We start from the raw sequence: 19,377 nt of genomic DNA on the forward strand, positions 1-19,377 counted from the left end.
GCCAGCCGGCCGGGCTTGTCGAATCGCTCAGAGCCACCCTGCCCGCCTGAACCGGTAGTAGAGATAGCCGCAGGTGCTCACGATCAGCCCGAGCGCGACGCCATAGCCGTAGCGGAATTTCAGCTCCGGCATGTTCTCGAAGTTCATGCCCCAGATGCCGGCGAAGGCGGTGCACACCGCGAAGATGCTGGCCCAGGCCGCGAGGCGCTTGGTGACTTCGCTTTCCTCGATGGTGACCATCGACAGGTTCACCTGTATGGCCGTGGCGATGGTGTCGCGCATCGCGTCGATCGATGCGTTGATGCGCGCGAGGTGGTCGCCGACGTCGCGGAAGTATTCCTGCGAGCTGATGCAGATCTGCGGCACGCGCCCGCCGTGCATCTTGCCGGCCGCTTCCACCAGCGGCGCCACCGCACGCTTGAGCACCATGCTGCGCCGCTTCAGGTCGTAGAGCTGCTTGATCTTGTCGCGCGCCGCGCCGCCCTGGCCGAAGATCTGCTGCTCGATGGATTCCAGCTCCACCTCCAGCGCGTCGATCACCGGGAAGTAGCGGTCGACCACCGCGTCCATCAGCGCATACAGCACGAAGCCCGCGCCGTTGCGCAGCAGCTCGGGCTCGCGCTCGCAGCGCTCGCGCACACCCAGGAAGCCCTGCTTGCTGCGGTTGCGCACCGACAGCACGTAGTTGGCGCCGACGAAGACGTCGACCTCGCCCACGTTCATGCGGTGCTCGCCATCTTCCGAGGGCTCCACCAGGTGCATGACGACGAAGAGCGAGTTGCCGTATTCCTCCATCTTCGGGCGCTGGTGGCCGTGATGGGCGTCTTCCACCGCCAGCGGATGCAGGCCGAACTCCTTCTGCATCTCGCTGAGCTCCTCGTCGGAGGCGTCGCTGAGCGCCACCCAGACGAAGCAGCCGGGCCGGCCGATGTAGTCGCTGATGTCCTCGACCGATATGTCGGCGAGCTTGGAGCCGTTTTCGTAGGCGACGCAGTTGATCAGCATCGATGCCCCCCGGGAAGTTCACATGCGTGGAAACCATCGATGGTGCCACGAGACTTCCGCAGCGCCTGCCGCCAACATTTCAGGCAGGTCGTATAGAGTTCGCAGTGGCCTGCCCTACACGAGGACCGGCCGACGGCACAGCGGCGCAAAAACAGACGCCGCAACGCAGAAGATGAAAAGGGGGAAAGGGATGGAAACCGGCTCGTTCGAGGAGCTGCTCAAGTGAAGCGGGACGTTCGCCTTGCGAAGGCCCTGCTCGCGGCCGTCATGGTCTCGGTATCGGCGGCCACCGGCTGGCAGCTCTGGGTATCGCGCGAACAGACGCTGGCCGCGGCAGACACCAACAACCTCAACCTTGCCAAGGCGCTGAACATCTACGCCGAAGGCATCTTCACCCAGAGCGACATGCTGCTGCAGGGCGTGGCCGAGACGTTGAAGGCCGAAGGCAATGCGCGCGAGCACATGCAGCGCGTGCAGTCGCTGGTCGAACGGCAGAAGCGCCTGCTCGATCCTCTCGACGGCGTAGCGGTCCTCGATGCCCGGGGCAACTGGCTCATTTACTCCAAGGGCGAGGCCCCGCGGGGCACCAACAGCGCCAAGCGGCCCTACTTCATCCGCCACCGCGACACGCGCTCGAACGATGTCCACATCAGCCCGCCGGTTCGCAACCCTTTCTCCGGCGAATGGGGGATCACGGTCAGCCGCCGCCTCGAGGACGAGAAGAGCGAGTTCGCAGGTGTGGTCGTCATCGGCCTGGGCCTGCAGAACTTCCTGCGCGCATTCGGCACCATCGCCCTCCCCGACACCGGCACCATCGGCCTGAGCACCAATACGGGGCAGATGCTGGTGCTCTATCCCTACAGCGAGAAGAACATCGGCCTCGACTTCTCGAAGTCGGCCAATTTCCAGCGGCACTTCTCGGGCACCTCGGGCACCGCGTCGTTCCGCTCCAGCGTGGACGGAATGAAGCGGCTCTATGCCTTCAGAAAGAGCGACCGCTACCCGGTGCTGACCTCTGTGGCGGTGGGCCGCGAACAGGCGCTGCAGGCCTGGAGGCGCCAGGCGCTGCTGACGATCGCCGTCGTCGGCGCCCTGCTGGCCGCCATGGCCGCGGTGGGCTGGAGGCTGATCATCAATATCGGCCGGCGGATCAGGGCGGAGGCTTCGCTGATGGCCGCGCGCGAAGACCTGCTGCAGGCCAACCGCCGCCTGGAGATCCTGGCGACGCAGGACCAGCTGACCGGGCTGGCCAACCGCCGCAGCTTCGACGAAGTGCTGGCGCAGGAATCGCGCCGCGCAGCCAGAGAAAACACGGCCCTGTCGCTGCTGCTGCTGGACCTGGACTACTTTAAGGGCTTCAACGATGCCTACGGCCACGTCGCCGGCGACCAGTGCCTGAGGGCCGTCGCCATGGCGCTCAGGCGCAGCATCAGGCGCCCGGGCGACCTGGTCGCGCGCTACGGCGGAGAGGAGCTGGCGATCGTCCTACCCAGCACCGGCCTTCAGGGCGCATGCAAGGTCGCGGAACTCATGCTCGAACAGGTGCGCTCGCTCGGCATCACGCACAGCGAGAGCCCCCATGGGCAGGTCACCGTCAGCATCGGCGTGGCGACCTTTCGCGGCTCGCAGTCGCATGCGCCGGAGCTGCAGCTCGTCGAGGCGGCGGATGCCGCGCTCTACAAGGCCAAGGAGAACGGACGCAACTGCTGGGTCAGCCAGGAAGAATGGGTGGCCGGCTGAGCCTCGCGCCGCTCGAAAGCCCAAGGACTCGGCAAGACCGGCAGAGTCAGCGCGCCACGCGGCGGGTCGCGCGCTGCCCCAGCCAGCGCGCCAGCTCCACCAGCAGCGGCGTCATCACGGCCCAACCGGCGCCCAGCACCAGCATCGCCCGCGTGGGGTCGGGGAACTGTCCGGCCCCCATCCGCACCGCAGCCGCATAGGACAAGGCACCGCCCACGCCGCCGATCACCGCCGACAGCAGCCAGCGCCCGTGCAGCCAGCGCAGCGGTCCGCGCAACGTCGTCGAGAACAGGGCCCACAGCCCCAGGATCCACACCGGCGCCAGGCCGGGCCAGGGCCCGGGCGAGGCATAGACGAGCACGCCGCCGCGCGCCATGCCGGTGTCCCACGCCAGTCCGAGAAGCACTGCGCACAGCGCCAGCAGCAGTTCGTCCCGGCGCGCATCGCTGAACCACAGGTTCAGCAGCACGGCGCCGATGCAGGCCGCCACGCCCCAGCCGGGCGCGCCGCGTGCGGCGCCCAGCACGCAGGCGAACCAGGCCGCCTGGAAGACCACGAGGTTGAGAACGGTCGGGCCGTACTGGCGCAGCAGGGTCTTCATGCGGATCGGCCCTGTCCGACGAAGGCGGCGGCAGTGATCCGGGCGCGGCCCGGCGGCGTACGGAAGTGGCGGGGTCGGCGGTGTGCAGTCCGGATCGCCGCGCTTCCGGGAACAACCATGCCAGCTTCGATCACGCCCCGTGCGTCTCGCGCGTCTCGTGTGCCTCGTGCCAGCGCCGTGGCGCGGGCGAGCCGTTCATGACGCCGCCGATCCGCCAGCTGGTGCTGGTGCTGGGCGACCAGCTGGACGGCCGGGCCTCGGCCTTCGACGGCTTCGATCCCGCGCAGGACGGCATCTGGATGGCCGAGGTGCGCGAGGAGTCCACGCACGTCGCCTCCAGCCGCATCCGCACCGCCCTCTTCCTGTCGGCCATGCGCCACCACGCGCAGCTGCTGCGCGAGCGCGGCTGGCCGCTGCACTACGTGCGCCTCGACGATCCCGCGAACACCGGCAGCCTGGCCGGCGAACTGGCGCGCGCGATCCGGCTGCTGCGGCCCGAGCGGCTGGTGATGACCGCGCCGGGCGACTGGCGCGTGCTGCGCGCGCTGCGTCGCGCCGCCGCCGAGGCCGGGCTCGCGCTGGAGCTGCGCGACGACCGCCACTTCTTCTGCACCGTGCGCGAGTTCGCCGACCATGCCCGCGGCCATCGCACCCTGCGCCTGGAAAACTTCTACCGGCAGATGCGCCGCCAGCACCGCGTGCTGATGGAAGGCGAGGAAGGAACGCAAGGCTACGGGCCCGCTGGAGGGCGCTGGAATTTCGATGTCGACAACCGCCAGTCCTTCGGCGCCGACGGACCGGGCATCGTGCCCGAGCCCGCCCGCTTCGAGCCCGACGCGATCACTCAGGAGGTGCTCGCCCTGGTGGACCGGGAGTTCGCGCGCCATCCGGGCGACCTCGACGGCTTCGCCTGGCCGGTGACGCGCGAGCAGGCGCTGCTGGCGCTGGAGCGCTTCATCGACGAGCGGCTGCCCAGCTTCGGCCCCTGGCAGGACGCGATCTGGCCCGGCCAGCCCTGGCTCTGGCACGCCCATCTCTCGGCGGCGATGAACTTCAAGCTGATCGAGCCGCGCGAAGTGGTCGCCCGGGCGGAACGCGCCTGGCGGGAAGGCCGCGTTCCGCTGGCGAGCGCCGAAGGGTTCATCCGCCAGGTGCTGGGCTGGCGCGAATATGTCCGCGGCGTCTACTGGACTTCCATGCCGGGCCTGGCGGAGTCGAACGCGCTGGATGCGCAGGCGCCGCTGCCGGCCTTCTACTGGACCGGCGAGACGCCCATGGCCTGCCTGTCTGATGCGATCCGGCAGACGCTGCGCCTGGGCTACGCCCACCACATCCAGCGGCTGATGGTCACGGGCCTGTTCGCGCTGCTGCTCGGCGTGCGGCCCCGCGAGGTCCACGAGTGGTACCTCGCCATCTACGTCGACGCGGTGGAATGGGTGGAGCTGCCCAACACCGCGGGCATGAGCCAGTACGCGGACGGCGGCGTGATGACGAGCAAGCCCTACATCGCCAGCGGCAAGTACATCGAGCGCATGAGCGGCGGGCAGTATTGCGCCCGGTGCCGCTACCGGCCCGGCCTCGGCCAGGGGCCCGAGGCCTGCCCCTTCACGACGCTGTACTGGGACTTCCTGCTCAGACACCGCGAGCGCTTCGCGAACCACCAGCGCATCGGCGCGCAGGTCCGAAACCTGTCGCGGCTGTCCGAGCAGCAGGCCGAGGCGATCAGGACGCAGGCGGCTGCGATCAGGGCCGAGCTCGAACAGGCGGGCGGCTACACGCCCTGAGGCGCCGGGCTGCCCGCCGCCTTCGCCCGGTTCAGGCATCGGCAGCGCGCAGCCGGTACAGACCCACATCGATGCGCCCGGAGCGAAAGCCGGCCTCGCAATACGACAGGTAGTAGGTCCACAGCCGCTTGAAGGCCGCGTCGAAGCCCAGCGGCTCGATCTGCGGCCACGCCGCGAGGAAGCGCTTGCGCCACTCGGCGAGCGTGCGCCCGTAGTCCGGCCCGAAGCAGAGCGAGGACTCGATCACCAGCCCCGCGCGCCGCGCCTGCTCCTGCAGCACGCCAGGGCTCGGCAGCATGCCGCCCGGGAAGATGCAGTGCTGGATGAAATCGGCGCCCTGGCGGTAGCTCTCGAAATGCTCGTCGGCGATGGTGATCGCCTGAAGCACCACCGTGCCGCCGGGCTTTAGGCGGTCGCGCAGGGTCGCGAAGTAGGCGGGCCAGTAGGCCTCGCCGACGGCCTCGATCATTTCGATGGAGACGATGCGGTCGAACCGGCCCTGCACGTCGCGGTAGTCCTGCAGCCGCAGGTCGAGCTTGTCGGCCACGCCCCATTCCTGGCCGCGCTCGCGGGCGAAGGCCAGTTGCTCGGCGGACAGCGTGAGCCCGGTCACGCGCGCATCGTGCCGGCGGGCCAGGCTCGCGGCCAGGGTTCCCCAGCCGCAGCCGATCTCGAGCACGTCGCCGCCCTGCGGGGTGTCGAGCATGCGGTGGATGGCCTCCAGGCGGCGCGCCTGGGCGGCCTCCAGCGTGTCGTCGGCCTCCTCGCTGAAGAGCGCGCTCGAATACAGCATGCTGTCGTCGAGCCAGAGCCGGTAGAACTCGTTGCCCAGGTCGTAGTGGAAAGAGATGTTGTGCCGGCTGCCGCGCCGGCTGTTCCTGCGCGCCAGGTGCAGCAGCCGGGCCAGCCAGCGCGAGGGGCCACGGCCCTTGAGCAGCGAGCCCCAGGCGGCCTCGTTGGCCAGGCCGAACTCGAACAGGGCCAGCAGGTCGGGGCTTTCCCATTCGCCGTCGCGGAAGCTCAGGGCCAGGCCGAGATCGCCCTGCATGAGCAGCCGCACGATCGGCCGCCAGCTCAGCAGGCGCAGGCTGGCATGCGGGCCGGGCTCGCGGCCGGCCACCTCGATGCTGCGCCCGCCGGGCAGCGTCAGCGCCAGCCGGCCGAAGCGCGTGCGGGCGAGCAGCCGCCGCAGCGGCGAGAAGGACGGGACCGCATCGAGCGTGGGTTCGGTGACTGGGGCGGAGGGCGTGGTCAGGCTCATGGAGTCTTGCTCGTGGAAACGATGGTGATGTCGCGCTCCGGGGCCGCCGGACGCGGATGCAGGGGCACGCGCTTGATCCACAGGCGCAGCGCCTGCCAGTGGATGGCCGCGACGACCTTGAGGGTCAGCAGCGGATGGGTCAGGAACACGCGCAGCAGCGCGAGGTCGCTCAGCGGAGTGCGCTGGCCGTCCTGGCGCGCGTTGAGCACGGCCCCATCGGCATCGTGCACGCTCACGCCGATCGACACCGACTCGCCCGGCGGCGCGATGCGGAAGCGGTAGCGCAGGTCCATGCCGTTGAACGGTGAGACGTACATCTGCTTGTCGCAGCGCTGGTCGATGACCGCGGCGGCCCCGTCTTCCGCCGGGTCCACCGGAATCAGGTAGCTGTGCCGCTGCCCGAAGGTGTTGTTGACCTCGTAGACCATCGCCTGCAGCGCGCCGTCCGGTGCATGGCAGAACCACACGCTGAGCGGGTTGAAGACGTGGCCGAGCAGCCGCGGCATGGTCAGCAGCCGGATCGCGCCGCCGGTGGGCAGCCTCGCCTCGCGCAGCCGCGCCTCAACCTGGGCGCGCAGGTCGCGGCCCGAGCCGTCGCCGTAGTCGGCGGCGTGGAAGCTGAACAGGTTGAAGCGGTCCACCGAGAACAGGCGCAGCCGATCGTGCAGCTGCGGCAGCTCGTCGATGTCGACCAGCACGCTGTAGATGCGGTAGGCGAGCCGGTGGCGCCTGGGCCGCAGCCGCTGGTGCATGACGCGCCCGACATAGAGCGCCGAGCCGCCCTGCCCGTTCATGGGGCGACCGCCCTCGCTGCCTGCGCTGCCTGCGCGGCCTGCGGCAGGTGAATGCGCCCGGACTCCTGCGGCACGCTCCAGGGCCGGCGAACGCCGCCCAGCGCCTCGGCCACCGCCAGGCCGGCCTGCAGGCCGTCCTCGTGGAAGCCGGAGCCGAAGTAGGCGCCGCAGAACCAGGTGCGGCGCTGGCCCTGCAGGTTCCAGAGATGGCGCTGCGCGGCCATGGCGGCGCCGTCGAACAGCGGATGGTCGTAGACCTCGGTGCGGATCAGGTGCTCGGGCCGCGGGCCGGTGACCGGGTTGAGCGTCAGGAACAGCGGCTCGGCCCCCTGCCCCTGCGGCAGGTGGGACTGCAGCCGGTTCATCCAGTAGGTCACCATCGGCGCGGCGCCGCTGCCGCGCGTTCCGAGGTAGTTCCAGCTCGACCAGACGGAGCGGCGCGTGGGCATCAGTGCCGGGTCGCGGTGCAGCACGGCCAGGTTGCGGCTGTAGGGAAAGGCGCCCAGCAGGGCCCGCTCGGCGGTGGAGGCGTCGGGCAGCAGGGCCAGCGACCGGTCGGCGTGGGTCGCCAGCACGACGTGGTCGAAGCGCTGCGGCCACCAGCCACTGGTGGTGCGGATGCGCACGCCGTCGGGCTCGCGATGCAGCTCGAGCACGGCCTGGTCGAGGTGGACGCGGTCGGCGAAAGGCTGGCTCAGGCGCCGCACGTATTCGCGGCTGCCGCCGGCCACGGTGCGCCAGACCGGCCGGTCGCTGATCTGCAGCAGGCCGTGGTTCTCGCAGAAGCGCACGAAGGCCGCCACGGGATAGCGCCCCACCCGCGCCGCCGGCGTGGACCAGATGGCGGCGGCCATCGGATAGAGATGGTCGTCGCGGAATGCGCGGCCGTAGCCGCGGGCGTCGAGGTAGTCGTCCAGCGCCTGGTCGCCGGCCTTGCGGGCGTCGCGCGGCGCCTCGCGGTAGAAGCGCAGCAGCTCGCGCAGCATCGACCAGAACCTCGGGCTCGCCAGGTTGCGCTTCTGCGCGAACAGGCCGCGCAGGTCGGTGCCGGCGTATTCGAGCCGGCCGGCATCGAGGCTGACGGCGAAGGACATGTCGGAAGCCGCGGTCGGCACCTCCAGGTGCCGGAACAGCGCTGTCAGGTTCGGATAGGCGGGCTCGTTGTAGACGATGAAGCCGGTGTCCACCGGCACCGAGCCTGCGCGCACCGGCGCATCGACAGTATTGCTGTGGCCGCCGAGGCGAGACTCGCTCTCGAACACGGTCACCTCGTGGCCTTGGGAGCCTTGGGAAAGCAGCCAGGCACAGGAAAGGCCCGAGATGCCGGTGCCGACGACGGCGATGCGCAGGCCCTGGCTCGGCGAGTCGGGTGTCGCGGGGACGGCGGGCTGGGCGGGCTGGGGGTCGAAGGGCGGCATGGTGCGTCTCGAAGTCTTGGAGCTTGTACGCAGGAAACTACCGTTTGGACCATGGCGCGTTGCGGCGATGATCCGATCGCGGCCGGATTGCGTAAGGGTTAGCATGGCCGCCGTACCCGACCCATCCACCCACCCTGCGGGTATTCCCCTGCCCCGCGGTCGCCGAGCGCCCAACTTGACCGTTGTTGCCACCGATTTCAAGCAGCCGCGCCGCTCCGAAGACCTCTGGGCGCAGGCCCTTGCGGCCGTGGCCGAGCGGCAGGACCGGGAAGCGTTCGCACGGCTGTTCTCGCACTTCGCGCCGCGCGTCAAGCACTACCTGATGCACATCGGCAGCCCGGAGCTGCAGGCCGAGGAGCTGGCCCAGGAAGCCCTGGTGAGCGTGTGGCGCAAGGCCGCGCTGTTCGACCCGGCGCAGGCTGCCGTCTCCACCTGGATATTCACCATTGCGCGGAACCTGCGCGTGGACTCGCTTCGGCGCCGCCAGGGCGCGGAGTCGGGCGAGGAAGAGTTCGATTTCGACCTGATCCAGGCCGACGACGCCGCACTCGACGAGGGTCTGCACGCCTCGCGCCTGAACGAACGCCTGCGCAGCGCCTTCCGGCTGCTGCCGCCCGAGCAGCAGCAGGTGCTGCACCTTTCCTATTTCGAAGACGAGCCGCATGCCCGCATCGCGGCCCAGCTGAGCATTCCGCTGGGCACGGTGAAATCGCGCGTGCGCCTGGCGGTCGCGCAACTGCGCCGCCTGATGGAACGCTGACGACGATGGACATCCGACATCACCCCGACGATGGCCTGCTGCTGGCCCGGGCCTCCGGCCAGCTGCCGACCGGCACGCGGCTGGTACTGGCCAGCCACCTGGAACTGTGCCCGCTGTGCCGCGAGCGCGCGCGCACGCTCGATGCCCTGGGCGGCATCCTGCTCGACGAACTGGAACCCGTGCCGATGGCCGACGACGCGCTGGCGCGCACCTGGGCCGCTATCGATGCGCTCGAAAGCGCGCCTGCGGAGACCGTCCGCGTGAGCGCACCGCCGCCGCTGCCGCCCGGCGCACGCTGGCCACGCGCGCTCGCCCACTGCAGCGCCACGCCCTGGCGCTGGATCGGCCCCGGCATGCGCTGGAGCCGCGTGAGCGTGCCCGAGGCGCCCGAGGCCAACGTCTTCCTGCTGCGCATCGCGGCCGGCAAGTACCTGCCGCAGCACACGCACAAGGGGCTGGAGCTCACCCAGGTGCTGCACGGCCGCTTCCATGACGGCCGCGCCCTGTTCGGGCCCGGGGATTTCGATGCGGCCGACGGCGAGATCCACCACCAGCCGGTGGTCCAGGACGGCAGCGAGTGCATCTGCCTCGCTTCGCTGGACGGCCGCCTGCGCTTCGACAGCGCTATCGCGCGCGTGCTGGGTTCGCTCGTCGGGATGTGAGGCGGGTCGACACCCAGGCCGCCGCGCCGCTCACGAAGCTGCCCCACATCAGGTCGGCAGCGGTGATGGCCCAGGGCCAGCCGCGCAGCGTGGCCTGGTTGGTGAGGTCGTAGGTGGCATAGGCCACCAGCCCGAAGAAGGCGCCCCGCCGCAGCGCCGCGCCCGCGGCTCCGTCGGCCAGAGCCGGTGCGATGGCAAAGACCAGCAGGCCGGCCAGGTAGATGGCATAGAACAGCACCGCCGCGAGCCAGTCGACGTCGGGCGCCATCAGGTCACCGAGCGCCGGCTTGTACAGGCGCGGCCCCATGAGCGACAGCCACACGGCATCGAGCAGCAGAAAGCTCACGAGCGCCCACAGGTAGGCGATGGACAAGGTGCGGGCGGAAGGTTTCATGGTGCGCCGGTGGGGGAAGTCAAACGGTAGCTGAGCTGGCGGTCGCCCTTGGTCTCGGCGTCGAGCCCGATCCAGCGGCCGCTGTCGGCGGCATACCAGATGCGGATGCGCTGCTGCGCGGCCTGCAGGCGCCAGCCGCGCGCGCGCACCGCCTGGCCGCGAACCTCGATGTTGGCGGCAGGCAGCGGCTCGAAGCGCACCGACTCCGACTTGCCGGTCTGCGGATCGATCAGGCGCTGCTGCTTCACCAGCCTGGGATTCCAGTAGGCGAAGCTCATCAGGCATTCATCGTCGTAGCGGCGCGAGACCTGCTGGCGGGCGCCGTCGTCGTCGGTGTCGGCTCGCAACTCGCGCAGGCAGTCGCCGGCCCAGCGCTCCTCGGCGTGATGGCGGTAGCGGTAGAGGGACACGCCGAGCATGCGCACGACGAAGTCGGCGCGGCTGTCGACGCTGCGCGCCGCAGGGCTGCCGCCGACCACGAAGCGGTGCGTGCCGATCGGCTTGCCGTCGAGCGTGGCGGTGAAGTTCCACTCGCCCTCCTCGATCGCACCTTCGCTCCCGCTACCCTGCGCCGAGGCCGTTCCCGCCGTGAAGGCCATGATCGCCAGGAGAGGCGCCAGCACGGGCGCCAGGGCGAAGGCCGGGGCGCGCGCGGGCATCAGCGCTTCTCGAACAGGTAGTGGCCGACCCACCACTGGCCGCCCTCGGCGTAGGCGAACAGCTCCTCCACCGAGATGAAGAACAGGCGCCAGCGGGTCCACCAGATCGATGCGTCGCGCTCGCCGTAGACGGATTCGAGCAGCGGCATGAGTTCTTCGCGCCGGGCGTCCATGCGCGACAGCCAGGCGGCGGAGGTCTTCGCGTAGTGGCGGCCGTTCCAGCGCCACTGGTTCAGCAGGCGCAGGTCGTCCTGGCAGCGCAGGGCCAGGTCGTCGCTGGGCATCATGCCGCCCGAGAAGAAGTAGCGGCTCATCCAGTCGCTCGCATCGCGCACCTCGAAGGGATACGGCGCCTCGCGGTGGACGAACACGTGCATGAAGAAGCGGCCCTGCGGATTGAGCCAGCGCGCGACGTTCGAGAAGGCGCGCGGCCAGTTGCGCAGGTGTTCGAACATCTCCACCGACACCACCCTGTCGAAGCGCTCGGTCGTCTCGAAATCGTTGAAGTCGCAGGTGATCACTTCCAGGTTGCGCAGGCCGCGCGCAGCGGCCTGGGCGGTGATGAACATGCGCTGCGAATTCGAGTTCGATACCGCCGTGATGCGCGAGCCCGGAAAGCGCTCGGCCATCCACAGGCTCAGCGAACCCCAGCCGCAGCCGAGTTCGAGGATGCGCTGCCCGTCCGCCAGCCCCGCACGGGCGCAGGTTTCGGCCAGGGCGGCCGCCTCGGCCTGCTCCAGCGTCTCGACTCCTTCGGGCCACCAGCAGCAGCTGTACTTGCGGTGAGGCCCCAGCACGGCGGCGAAGAAGGCGGCCGGCAGTTCGTAGTGCTGCTCGTTGGCCTTCTCGGGCAACAGGGCCAGCGGCGCCTTGCACAGCTCCTCGAAGAATGCCTGCGAGTGGCGCGCCACGGCTTCGGGATTGCCGCTGTCGAGCTCGACAAGGCGCTGCCGCAGCAGCCTGCGCACGCCCACGCGGACGGCGGCGTCGGGCACCAGACCCTGTTCGACCCAGTGGATGGCTGCGGAGGTGCTGGAGGCTCGTGACATGGCGGTCGTCGTCGGATGTGGTTGATCCCCTCGTACGCAAGACTGGGCGCGACGGATCACTCGGCGGGCGCTGCCCGGCCGCTGCTCAACGGATTTCCGCCTTCCGAAGCCCGGCCGTTCCGTCGTCGCGCGCGGGCCGGCGATACGCGCATTGAACGTAGAATGCCCGCGGCACTTCCACCCGTGCGCGCAACCTCCAGGCGCCATGTCTCCCATGCCCTCCCCGAACAAGCCCTCGAGCCCCTCGCCCGCCGCCGTCCGCGACGCGCGCATTGCCGCCGGCCTCACGCAGACCGAAGCCGCTCAGACGGTGCAGGCCTCGCTGCGCGGCTGGCAGCAGTGGGAGGCCGGCGACCGCTCGATGGCGCCGGGCCTCTTCGAGCTGTTCATGCTCAAGACCAGGCAGTGGCCGCTCGAGGGCGGCCGGCGCGCCGGATGAACGGCGGGCCGCACGGAAAATGCCGAGGAACATCCCCCACCTGCCCCGCACGCCCGGGGCACGGATCGCAAGCCACTGACTGAAATGACCAAGATCGACGCCTCTGGGCACACTCCCATGATGGCCCAATATTTAGGCCTGAAAGCCGACCATCCGGACACCCTGCTGTTCTACCGGATGGGCGATTTCTACGAACTGTTCTGGGCCGACGCCGAGAAGGCCGCGCGCCTGCTCGACATCACGCTCACCCAGCGCGGCCAGTCGGCCGGCCAGCCGGTGGTGATGTGCGGCGTGCCCTTCCACTCGGTCGACACCTACCTGGCCCGGCTCATCAAGCTGGGCGAATCGGTCGCCATCTGCGAGCAGGTGGGCGAAGTGGGCGCGGCCAAGGGACCGGTCGAACGCAAGGTGGTGCGCGTGGTCACGCCCGGCACGCTGACCGACTCCGAGCTGCTTAATGACAAGGCCGATTCGCTGCTGCTCGCGGTGCACGCCGGCACGCGCAACACCTGCGGCCTGGCCTGGCTCAGCGTGACCGGCGCCGAGCTGCGGCTGGCCGAGTGCCCCGCCGACGCGCTCGAAGCCTGGATCGCCCGCATCGGCCCCAGCGAGTTGCTCTACAGCGCCGAAGTCACGCCCGCCTTCGAGCAGCGCCTGAAGGCCGCGCGCGCCGCCACGCCCTTCACGCTGTCGGTGCGTCCGGCATGGCAGTTCGACGGCGGACTGGGCGAGCGCAAGCTGGCCGAGCAGATGGGCAGCAACAGCCTGGCCGCGTGGAGCGCCGAATCGATCTCCAACGCGCATGCCGCGGCTGCCGCCCTGCTGGGCTATGCCGAACACACCCAGGGCCGCGCGCTCTCGCACGTGCAGCGCCTGTCGGTGGAGCGCGATGGCGACCTGATCGAGCTGCCGCCCACCACGCGGCGCAATCTCGAGCTGGTGCAGACGCTGCGCGGCGAAGACTCGCCCACGCTGTTCTCGCTGCTCGACACCTGCATGACCGGCATGGGCAGCCGCCTGCTCAAGCGCTGGCTGCTCTCGCCGCGGCGCGACCGCTCCGAGGCGCAGGGCCGGCTCGAGGCCATCGCCGCGCTGCAGGCCACCATGCTCGGCGCCACCGCTGCGCCCTGGCGCACGCTGCGCGAGCAGCTCAAGAACACCAGCGACGTGGAGCGCATCGCCGCGCGCATCGCGCTGCGCCAGGTGCGCCCGCGCGAGCTGCTGGCGCTGCAGCTGGCGCTTTCGAAGGCGGAACAGCTCGCGCCGCTGCTGCCGGGCTCGTCCGCGCTGCTCGGCCAGATCGCCGAGCGGCTCGCGCCGCCGCCGGGCTGCGCCGCCCTGCTGACCAGCGCCATCAAGCCCGACCCGTCCGCACTGGTGCGCGACGGCGGCGTGATCGCCACCGGCCACGACGCCGAGCTCGACGAGCTGCGCGCCATCAGCGAGAACTGCGACGACTTCCTGCTGAAGCTGGAGATCAGCGAACGCGAGCGCACCGGCATCGGCAACCTGCGGGTGCAGTTCAACCGCGTGCACGGCTTCTACATCGAGGTGACGCAGAGCGCCCTGTCGAAGGTGCCCGACAACTACCGCCGCCGCCAGACGCTGAAGAACGCCGAGCGCTTCATCACGCCCGAGCTGAAGGCCTTCGAGGACAAGGCCCTGAGCGCACAGGACCGCGCCCTGGCCCGCGAGAAGTGGCTCTACGAGCAGCTGCTCGACGCGCTGCAGCCCTCGGTGCCCGCGCTCACGCAGCTGGCCGGCGGCCTCGCGACGCTCGATGCGCTGTGCGCGCTGGCCGAGCGCTCGCACACGCTGCACTGGCGCGCGCCCAGCTTCGTGTCGCACCCCTGCATCGAGATCCAGCAGGGCCGCCATCCGGTGGTGGAGGCGCGGCTGGCCGAGAAGTCGTCGGGCGGCTTCATCGCCAACGACACGCAGCTGGGGCCGCAGCAGCGCATGCAGGTCATCACCGGCCCCAACATGGGCGGCAAGTCGACGTACATGCGGCAGGTGGCGATCATCGTGCTGCTGGCCTCCATCGGCTCGCACGTGCCGGCGGCCGCCTGCCGGCTCGGGCCGATCGACGCGATCCACACCCGCATCGGCGCGGCGGACGACCTGGCCAACGCGCAGTCGACCTTCATGCTCGAGATGACGGAGGCGGCGCAGATCCTGCACAGCGCCACGGCGCAGTCGCTGGTGCTGATGGACGAGATCGGCCGCGGCACCAGCACCTTCGACGGTCTGGCGCTGGCCGCCGGCATCGCGGCGCAGCTGCACGACCGCAGCAAGGCCTTCACGCTGTTCGCCACGCACTACTTCGAGCTGACCGAGTTCCCGGCCACGCACCACTGTGCGGTGAACATGCACGTGAGCGCCACCGAGGCGGGCCGCGACATCGTGTTCCTGCACGAGATGCAGCCCGGCCCGGCCAGCAAGAGCTACGGCATCCAGGTGGCACGGCTGGCGGGCATGCCCGCGGCGGTGGTCAACCATGCGCGGCAGGCGCTGGAGGCACTTGAATCGCAGCATGCGCAAACTCGTGCACAGGTCGACCTGTTCGCACCGCCCCCGGTGGCCGAAACGCCCATGGCCAGCGCCGTAGAATCCGCGCTGGCCGCGCTCGACCCCGACACGATGAGTCCGCGCGAGGCCCTCGATGCCTTGTATGCCCTTCAAAAACTGAACAAACGTGAACTCGGCGCCGCATGACCCGGCACAGTTCATGCGAGATGAACCTGCACCCATGACTTACTGCGTAGGCATCAAACTCAACGCCGGCCTGGTGTTCCTGTCCGACTCGCGCACCAACGCGGGCGTCGACCACATCAGCACTTTCCGCAAGATGATCGTCTACGAGCAGCCGGGCGACCGCGTCATGGTGCTGCTGTCGTCGGGCAACCTGAGCATCTCGCAGTCGGTGCGCGAGATCCTCCAGATCGAGGAGCTGCGCGAAACCCGCGAGGACGGCAGCCAGGGCGCCCCCATCACCATCTGGAACGCCAAGAGCATGTTCGACGCCGCGCGCGTGCTGGGCTCGGCGGTGCGCCACGTCTACGACCGCGACGCCGAGGCGCTCAAGCATGCGGGGCTCGACTTCAACGTGTCCTTCATCTTCGGCGGGCAGGTCAAGGGCGAGGGCATGCGCCTCTTCCTGGTCTACGCGGCCGGCAACTTCATCGAGGCCACCACCGAGACGCCCTACTTCCAGGTCGGCGAATCGAAGTACGGCAAGCCCGTGCTCGACCGCGTGCTCACCCCCGAGACCCCGCTGGACGAGGCCGCCAAGTGCGCGCTGGTGTCGATGGACTCGACCATGAAGTCGAACCTGTCGGTCGGCCTGCCGCTCGACCTGGTGGTGTACGAGGCCAACAAGCTCGAGACCGACCGCGTGATCTGCATCGACGCCGACAACCCCTACTACCGCATGGTGCACAACAGCTGGGGCCAGAAGCTGCGCGAGGTGTTCGACAGCATCGAGGACCCGGTGTGGGACGACAGCCAGACCGAGCATCCGCTGAAGATGCCGGCCACGCGCCACAGCCCGCTGCGCAAGATCTCGACCCCTGACGAAAAGCTGATCTGAAATGATGCCCCCCGGCGTGCCACTTCGTGTGCTTCTCCACCCCCCGAGGGGGAGGCTCGGCCGCCTTGGGGCGGCCCGGCGACGGCCGTGATGCCCCCCGTCGTCTTCTCGCACGGCAACAGCTTTCCCGCGAGCACCTACCGCGTCGTCCTCGACAGCCTGCGCAACCGCGGCTTCGAGGTCGACGCCATCGAGAAATTCGGGCACGACCCGAAGTACCCCGTCACCGACAACTGGCCGCACCTGGTGCAGCAGCTGGCCGACTTCGCCAAGCCGCGCGCCGAGCGTGCCGGCGCTCCGGTGTTCCTGATCGGCCATTCGCTCGGCGGCTTCCTGAGCCTGATGTGCGCAGCGCTGCACCCCGAGCTGGCGCGCGGCGTGGTGCTGATCGACTCGCCCATCCTCGGCGGCTGGCGCGCGAACACGCTCAACGTGGTCAAGCGCACGCCGCTCATGAAGAGCGTGTCGCCCGGCGCCGTCAGCCGCAAGCGCAGGAACAGCTGGGAGCACCGCGAGGCCGTGTTCGAGCATTTCCGCAGCAAGAAGGCCTTCGCGAAGTGGGACGAGCAGGTGCTGCACGACTACATCGACCACGGCACCTTCGACGCAGACGACGCCCGCGCGCTGAGCTTCGACCGCGACGTCGAGACCGCCATCTACAACACCCTGCCCCACAACCTGGGCGCCCTGCTGCGCGCGCACCCGCTCAAGTGCAAGGCGGCCTTCATCGGCGGGCGACAGTCGGCCGAGATGAAGCGCGTGGGCATGGCGATGACGCAGAAGGTCACCCGCGGCCGCATCGCCATGCTGGACGGCACGCACCTCTTCCCGATGGAAAAGCCGCTGGCCACCGCAGCGGCCATCGAGGCCGCGCTGCGCAATCTGCTCTGAGCCGCCAGCCGGCGGCTCCCCGTCACGCCTGCGTGACGTGCACCCCGGGCCGGCGCCCGGCGTTCCACTTGCCGCCCAGCGCCCGCTCGATCTGCGCGGCCAGCTGCAGCAAGAGCCCGTCGTTGGCCTGGGCCGCCTGCGCCTGAATGCCCAGCGGCAGGCCGTTTTCCTGCGCCGCCATCGGCAGCGAGATGCCCGGCATGCCGCACAGGTTGGCCAGCGGCGTGTAGGCGAAGTTCTGCCAGAGGTTGGCGAACCAGTCGTGGACCGAGGGGTTCGTGCTGGTCGTGAGGTACTCGCTGGTGCCCACCTTGGGCGTGGGCAGCGCGGTGATGGGCGTGAGGATGATGTCCCAGCGCTGGAAGAAGTCGCCGAAGGCGCGCGAGGTGGTGTTGAACACCGCCTGCATCTTGGCGCGCTCGGTGTACGAGGTGTGCAGCCCGGCTTCCCAGATCTTGATGTTGATCGGCTCCAGCAGCTCGGCCGGCGGTCGCTCCAGGCCCAGCCGGTGCAGGTGGCCGTCGATCACCTGCGCGAAGTTGCTGATGTAGCAGGTGGTCTGGGCGTCGAAGGCGGTGCGGAAGTCCACCTCCGGCAGCGCCCATTCGACGTGATGGCCCAGCCCTTCGAGGAATCTGCCCGCGCGCTCCAGCTCGGCCACGAAATGCGGCGTGGCGCGGAAATCGCCCCACTCGTGCGACAGCGCGATGCGCAGGCGGCCCGGGTCGCGCTTGATGAGCTCGCTGTACGGCTCGGCCGGCGACCAGAAGGGCATGAACTCGCCGGGCGCGCCGCCGCGGCAGTGGTCGACGAAGGCGGCCGTGTCGCGCACCGTGCGGCTGTGGCAGCCCTGGATCGACACCAGCCCCGAAAGGTCCGACAGCCCCGGCGCCAGCGAGAACACGCCGCGCGACACCTTCAGCCCGATGTTGCCGTTCACGCCCGCCGGAATGCGGATCGAGCCGCCGCCGTCGGTGGCGTGCGACATGGGCAGCACGCCCGCGGCCACGATCGCCGCGGTGCCGGCCGACGAGCCGCAGGTGGTGTATTCGAGGTCCCAGGGGTTGCGCGTGACGTGGAAGGCGTTCTCGGCCGAGCTGCACACGCCGAACTCCGGCGTGGTGCTGCGGCCCATGATGTTGAGGCCCGCCTTGCGCAGCTGCTGCGTGAGGAAGCTGTCGGCCGCCGGGCGGTGGCCCTGCATCATCATCGAGCCGAACTCCTGCAGCCGCCCCTTCAGCGTGGGGCCAAGGTCCTTCATCAGGTAGGGCAGCCCGGCGAAGACGCCTTCGGGGCTCATGCCGTCCTTCAGCGGATCGGCCACCACGTCGTCGAAGACCTCGACCACCGCGTCGAGCTTCGGATCGAGTTTCGCGATGCCCTCGGCCGCCTGCGCAGCCAGCTCGGCCGCGGTCACGTCACCCTTGCGCACCCGTTCGGCCAGGGCGATTCCGTCGTGCTCGGCCCATTCGCTCCAGCTCATTGCCAGCGTCATTCGCATTGCTCCGTTTCTTTGTTCGTCGAGGAAAGTGCGTCCGATTTTGCCGAGCGCGCAGTCGCGGCGCCTGCGGGGTCGGCTTGGCTGAGCGGGAGCGAAGGACAAGCAGGCGGCCGGGCCCGTGACGAGAGCCGGGTGCGATGCGGCTGCCTAGAATCGCCCGCACCGTCCTCGAACCCCGCCGATTCCGCATGCAGCCCGACTTCCCGTCAGCGCCCGCGCTGGCCGACGCACTGATCGTCGATCCGTTCTACCTCGCGATCTCCGTCGACCACGCGCACGACATGCCGCGGCGCAAGGCGGTGCTCGCCGACTACTTCGCCTACTCGCTGGGCGAAGCCGCGCGCACCGGCCGCTTCCTTGCCGCCGAGGACGTCCGGCTCGGCGCCGCGGCCTGGCTGCTGCCGCGCAGCGAGGCCATCGACGCTGCCGAGTCGGCCGCGAAGAGCGAATACCTCGCCGCCACGCTGGGCCCGAGGGGCCACGACAACTACCGCCGCATCGTCGATTTCATGGCCGCGCGTTCGCCGGCCGTGGTGCCGGCGCATGCGTGGTACCTGTCGATCCTCGGCATCTCGCCCGCCGCGCAGGGGCGCGGGCTGGGCGCCCGGCTGCTGGCGCCCACGCTGGCCGAGGCCGACGCAGCGGGCGTGCCCTGCTTCCTGGAAACCTTCACGCCGCGCAGCGTGGCGTTCTACGAGCGCCTGGGCTTCCGCGGCGAGGCGGAGCACCTGGAGCCGGTCACGAATTCGGGCTATCTGATCATGTGCCGGCCGGCGCGGCAGCAGTCGGCGGCAAACGGGGAAAATAAATAGATACGTTCCACTCGCCGC

Annotated in this window: 18 protein-coding genes; 9 read left to right on the top strand and 9 right to left on the bottom strand. The window is 69.9% G+C overall.

The features are described from left to right. Positions 1-27 precede the first annotated feature (27 nt). On the bottom strand, positions 28-1,005 hold the full coding sequence (locus ACTJLF_RS31325) for a magnesium and cobalt transport protein CorA (protein ID WP_126185961.1): 978 nt from the start codon (positions 1,003-1,005) through the stop codon (positions 28-30). A 222-nt stretch (positions 1,006-1,227) separates the two neighbouring features. Here ACTJLF_RS31325 and ACTJLF_RS31330 point away from each other — a divergent pair, with 222 nt between their 5' ends. After that, on the top strand, positions 1,228-2,745 hold the full coding sequence (locus ACTJLF_RS31330) for a sensor domain-containing diguanylate cyclase (RefSeq protein WP_440884619.1): 1,518 nt from the start codon (positions 1,228-1,230) through the stop codon (positions 2,743-2,745). A gap of 46 nt (positions 2,746-2,791) precedes the next feature. On the opposite strand, the gene ACTJLF_RS31335 is transcribed toward ACTJLF_RS31330, so the two are convergent. Next, positions 2,792-3,346, bottom strand: coding sequence for a DUF2878 domain-containing protein (locus tag ACTJLF_RS31335; RefSeq protein WP_145760561.1), 555 nt, complete (start codon positions 3,344-3,346; stop codon positions 2,792-2,794). A gap of 197 nt (positions 3,347-3,543) precedes the next feature. Between ACTJLF_RS31335 and ACTJLF_RS31340 the strand changes: the two genes are divergently transcribed. Beyond that, positions 3,544-5,130 carry a cryptochrome/photolyase family protein gene (locus tag ACTJLF_RS31340; protein ID WP_440884620.1) on the top strand — a complete coding sequence of 529 codons (1,587 nt, stop codon included), beginning with the start codon at positions 3,544-3,546 and terminating at the stop codon, positions 5,128-5,130. Between the two features lie 31 nt (positions 5,131-5,161). Here ACTJLF_RS31340 and ACTJLF_RS31345 read toward each other — a convergent pair whose 3' ends face one another. From ACTJLF_RS31345 to ACTJLF_RS31355, 3 genes are read right to left on the bottom strand one after another with little or no spacing between them, the layout of a single operon-like run. Then, the gene (locus tag ACTJLF_RS31345) at positions 5,162-6,391 is read right to left on the bottom strand and encodes an SAM-dependent methyltransferase (protein ID WP_132750550.1); all 1,230 of its coding nucleotides are present in this window, start codon (positions 6,389-6,391) and stop codon (positions 5,162-5,164) included. Next, on the bottom strand, positions 6,388-7,185 hold the full coding sequence (locus ACTJLF_RS31350) for a DUF1365 domain-containing protein (RefSeq protein ID WP_440884621.1): 798 nt from the start codon (positions 7,183-7,185) through the stop codon (positions 6,388-6,390). Before ACTJLF_RS31350 ends, ACTJLF_RS31345 begins: the two co-directional genes overlap by 4 nt. Continuing rightward, the gene (locus ACTJLF_RS31355; RefSeq protein ID WP_440884622.1) at positions 7,182-8,603 is read right to left on the bottom strand and encodes an NAD(P)/FAD-dependent oxidoreductase; all 1,422 of its coding nucleotides are present in this window, start codon (positions 8,601-8,603) and stop codon (positions 7,182-7,184) included. Before ACTJLF_RS31355 ends, ACTJLF_RS31350 begins: the two co-directional genes overlap by 4 nt. A 175-nt stretch (positions 8,604-8,778) precedes the next feature. Here ACTJLF_RS31355 and ACTJLF_RS31360 point away from each other — a divergent pair, with 175 nt between their 5' ends. Both ACTJLF_RS31360 and ACTJLF_RS31365 read left to right on the top strand, forming a co-directional pair. Then, positions 8,779-9,363, top strand: a complete 585-nt coding sequence (locus ACTJLF_RS31360; RefSeq protein ID WP_019655031.1) for a sigma-70 family RNA polymerase sigma factor — start codon at positions 8,779-8,781, stop codon at positions 9,361-9,363. Positions 9,364-9,368: 5 nt separating this feature from the next. Next, positions 9,369-10,025 (top strand): ChrR family anti-sigma-E factor, encoded by a 657-nt coding sequence (locus tag ACTJLF_RS31365; protein ID WP_126185968.1) that lies wholly within the window; start codon positions 9,369-9,371, stop codon positions 10,023-10,025. Here the strand turns inward: ACTJLF_RS31365 and ACTJLF_RS31370 are convergent. From ACTJLF_RS31370 to ACTJLF_RS31380, 3 genes are read right to left on the bottom strand one after another with little or no spacing between them, the layout of a single operon-like run. Further along, a complete protein-coding gene (locus tag ACTJLF_RS31370) occupies positions 9,988-10,419 on the bottom strand; it encodes a DUF2177 family protein (protein ID WP_440884623.1) in 432 nt (143 codons plus the stop codon). The two genes, ACTJLF_RS31365 and ACTJLF_RS31370, sit on opposite strands and share 38 nt — an antisense overlap. After that, positions 10,416-11,078, bottom strand: a complete 663-nt coding sequence (locus ACTJLF_RS31375) for a DUF6134 family protein (RefSeq protein WP_126185970.1) — start codon at positions 11,076-11,078, stop codon at positions 10,416-10,418. The genes ACTJLF_RS31370 and ACTJLF_RS31375 overlap by 4 nt, the downstream gene beginning before the upstream one ends. Further along, positions 11,078-12,127, bottom strand: a complete 1,050-nt coding sequence (locus ACTJLF_RS31380) for an SAM-dependent methyltransferase (RefSeq protein WP_019655027.1) — start codon at positions 12,125-12,127, stop codon at positions 11,078-11,080. Before ACTJLF_RS31380 ends, ACTJLF_RS31375 begins: the two co-directional genes overlap by 1 nt. A 214-nt stretch (positions 12,128-12,341) precedes the next feature. Between ACTJLF_RS31380 and ACTJLF_RS31385 the strand changes: the two genes are divergently transcribed. The 4 genes from ACTJLF_RS31385 to ACTJLF_RS31400 all read left to right on the top strand — a co-directional run bounded on the left by ACTJLF_RS31385 (position 12,342) and on the right by ACTJLF_RS31400 (position 17,046). Beyond that, positions 12,342-12,566: a hypothetical protein gene (locus ACTJLF_RS31385; protein ID WP_020723093.1), complete on the top strand. Its 225-nt coding sequence runs from the start codon at positions 12,342-12,344 to the stop codon at positions 12,564-12,566. A gap of 84 nt (positions 12,567-12,650) precedes the next feature. After that, positions 12,651-15,281: a DNA mismatch repair protein MutS gene (gene mutS, locus ACTJLF_RS31390; RefSeq protein ID WP_440884624.1), complete on the top strand. Its 2,631-nt coding sequence runs from the start codon at positions 12,651-12,653 to the stop codon at positions 15,279-15,281. 34 nt (positions 15,282-15,315) lie between these two features. After that, positions 15,316-16,155 carry a proteasome-type protease gene (locus ACTJLF_RS31395; protein ID WP_019655024.1) on the top strand — a complete coding sequence of 280 codons (840 nt, stop codon included), beginning with the start codon at positions 15,316-15,318 and terminating at the stop codon, positions 16,153-16,155. Positions 16,156-16,245: 90 nt separating this feature from the next. After that, positions 16,246-17,046, top strand: a complete 801-nt coding sequence (locus ACTJLF_RS31400) for an alpha/beta fold hydrolase (protein ID WP_019655023.1) — start codon at positions 16,246-16,248, stop codon at positions 17,044-17,046. 22 nt (positions 17,047-17,068) lie between these two features. Here ACTJLF_RS31400 and ACTJLF_RS31405 read toward each other — a convergent pair whose 3' ends face one another. Further along, positions 17,069-18,541, bottom strand: coding sequence for an amidase (locus ACTJLF_RS31405; RefSeq protein ID WP_184605259.1), 1,473 nt, complete (start codon positions 18,539-18,541; stop codon positions 17,069-17,071). Between the two features lie 194 nt (positions 18,542-18,735). Between ACTJLF_RS31405 and ACTJLF_RS31410 the strand changes: the two genes are divergently transcribed. Beyond that, on the top strand, positions 18,736-19,359 hold the full coding sequence (locus ACTJLF_RS31410) for a GNAT family N-acetyltransferase (protein ID WP_184605662.1): 624 nt from the start codon (positions 18,736-18,738) through the stop codon (positions 19,357-19,359). The last annotated feature ends 18 nt before the right edge of the window (positions 19,360-19,377 follow it).

The organism is Variovorax sp. 22077, assembly GCF_052044195.1.
GTDB classification, from domain to species: Bacteria; Pseudomonadota; Gammaproteobacteria; order Burkholderiales; family Burkholderiaceae_C; genus Variovorax; species Variovorax atrisoli.

What these genes read in the sequence shown, in the direction of transcription:
- ACTJLF_RS31325 (WP_126185961.1), bottom strand. Translation starts at nt 1,005, where the DNA reads ATGCTGATCAACTGCGTCGCCTACGAAAACGGCTCCAAGCTCGCCGAC.
- ACTJLF_RS31335 (WP_145760561.1), bottom strand. Translation starts at nt 3,346, where the DNA reads ATGAAGACCCTGCTGCGCCAGTACGGCCCGACCGTTCTCAACCTCGTG.
- ACTJLF_RS31340 (WP_440884620.1), top strand. Translation starts at nt 3,544, where the DNA reads ATGACGCCGCCGATCCGCCAGCTGGTGCTGGTGCTGGGCGACCAGCTG.
- ACTJLF_RS31345 (WP_132750550.1), bottom strand. Translation starts at nt 6,391, where the DNA reads ATGAGCCTGACCACGCCCTCCGCCCCAGTCACCGAACCCACGCTCGAT.
- ACTJLF_RS31350 (WP_440884621.1), bottom strand. Translation starts at nt 7,185, where the DNA reads ATGAACGGGCAGGGCGGCTCGGCGCTCTATGTCGGGCGCGTCATGCAC.
- ACTJLF_RS31355 (WP_440884622.1), bottom strand. Translation starts at nt 8,603, where the DNA reads ATGCCGCCCTTCGACCCCCAGCCCGCCCAGCCCGCCGTCCCCGCGACA.
- ACTJLF_RS31365 (WP_126185968.1), top strand. Translation starts at nt 9,369, where the DNA reads ATGGACATCCGACATCACCCCGACGATGGCCTGCTGCTGGCCCGGGCC.
- ACTJLF_RS31370 (WP_440884623.1), bottom strand. Translation starts at nt 10,419, where the DNA reads ATGAAACCTTCCGCCCGCACCTTGTCCATCGCCTACCTGTGGGCGCTC.
- ACTJLF_RS31375 (WP_126185970.1), bottom strand. Translation starts at nt 11,078, where the DNA reads ATGCCCGCGCGCGCCCCGGCCTTCGCCCTGGCGCCCGTGCTGGCGCCT.
- ACTJLF_RS31380 (WP_019655027.1), bottom strand. Translation starts at nt 12,127, where the DNA reads ATGTCACGAGCCTCCAGCACCTCCGCAGCCATCCACTGGGTCGAACAG.
- ACTJLF_RS31385 (WP_020723093.1), top strand. Translation starts at nt 12,342, where the DNA reads ATGCCCTCCCCGAACAAGCCCTCGAGCCCCTCGCCCGCCGCCGTCCGC.
- mutS (WP_440884624.1), top strand. Translation starts at nt 12,651, where the DNA reads ATGACCAAGATCGACGCCTCTGGGCACACTCCCATGATGGCCCAATAT.
- ACTJLF_RS31395 (WP_019655024.1), top strand. Translation starts at nt 15,316, where the DNA reads ATGACTTACTGCGTAGGCATCAAACTCAACGCCGGCCTGGTGTTCCTG.
- ACTJLF_RS31400 (WP_019655023.1), top strand. Translation starts at nt 16,246, where the DNA reads ATGCCCCCCGTCGTCTTCTCGCACGGCAACAGCTTTCCCGCGAGCACC.
- ACTJLF_RS31405 (WP_184605259.1), bottom strand. Translation starts at nt 18,541, where the DNA reads ATGACGCTGGCAATGAGCTGGAGCGAATGGGCCGAGCACGACGGAATC.
- ACTJLF_RS31410 (WP_184605662.1), top strand. Translation starts at nt 18,736, where the DNA reads ATGCAGCCCGACTTCCCGTCAGCGCCCGCGCTGGCCGACGCACTGATC.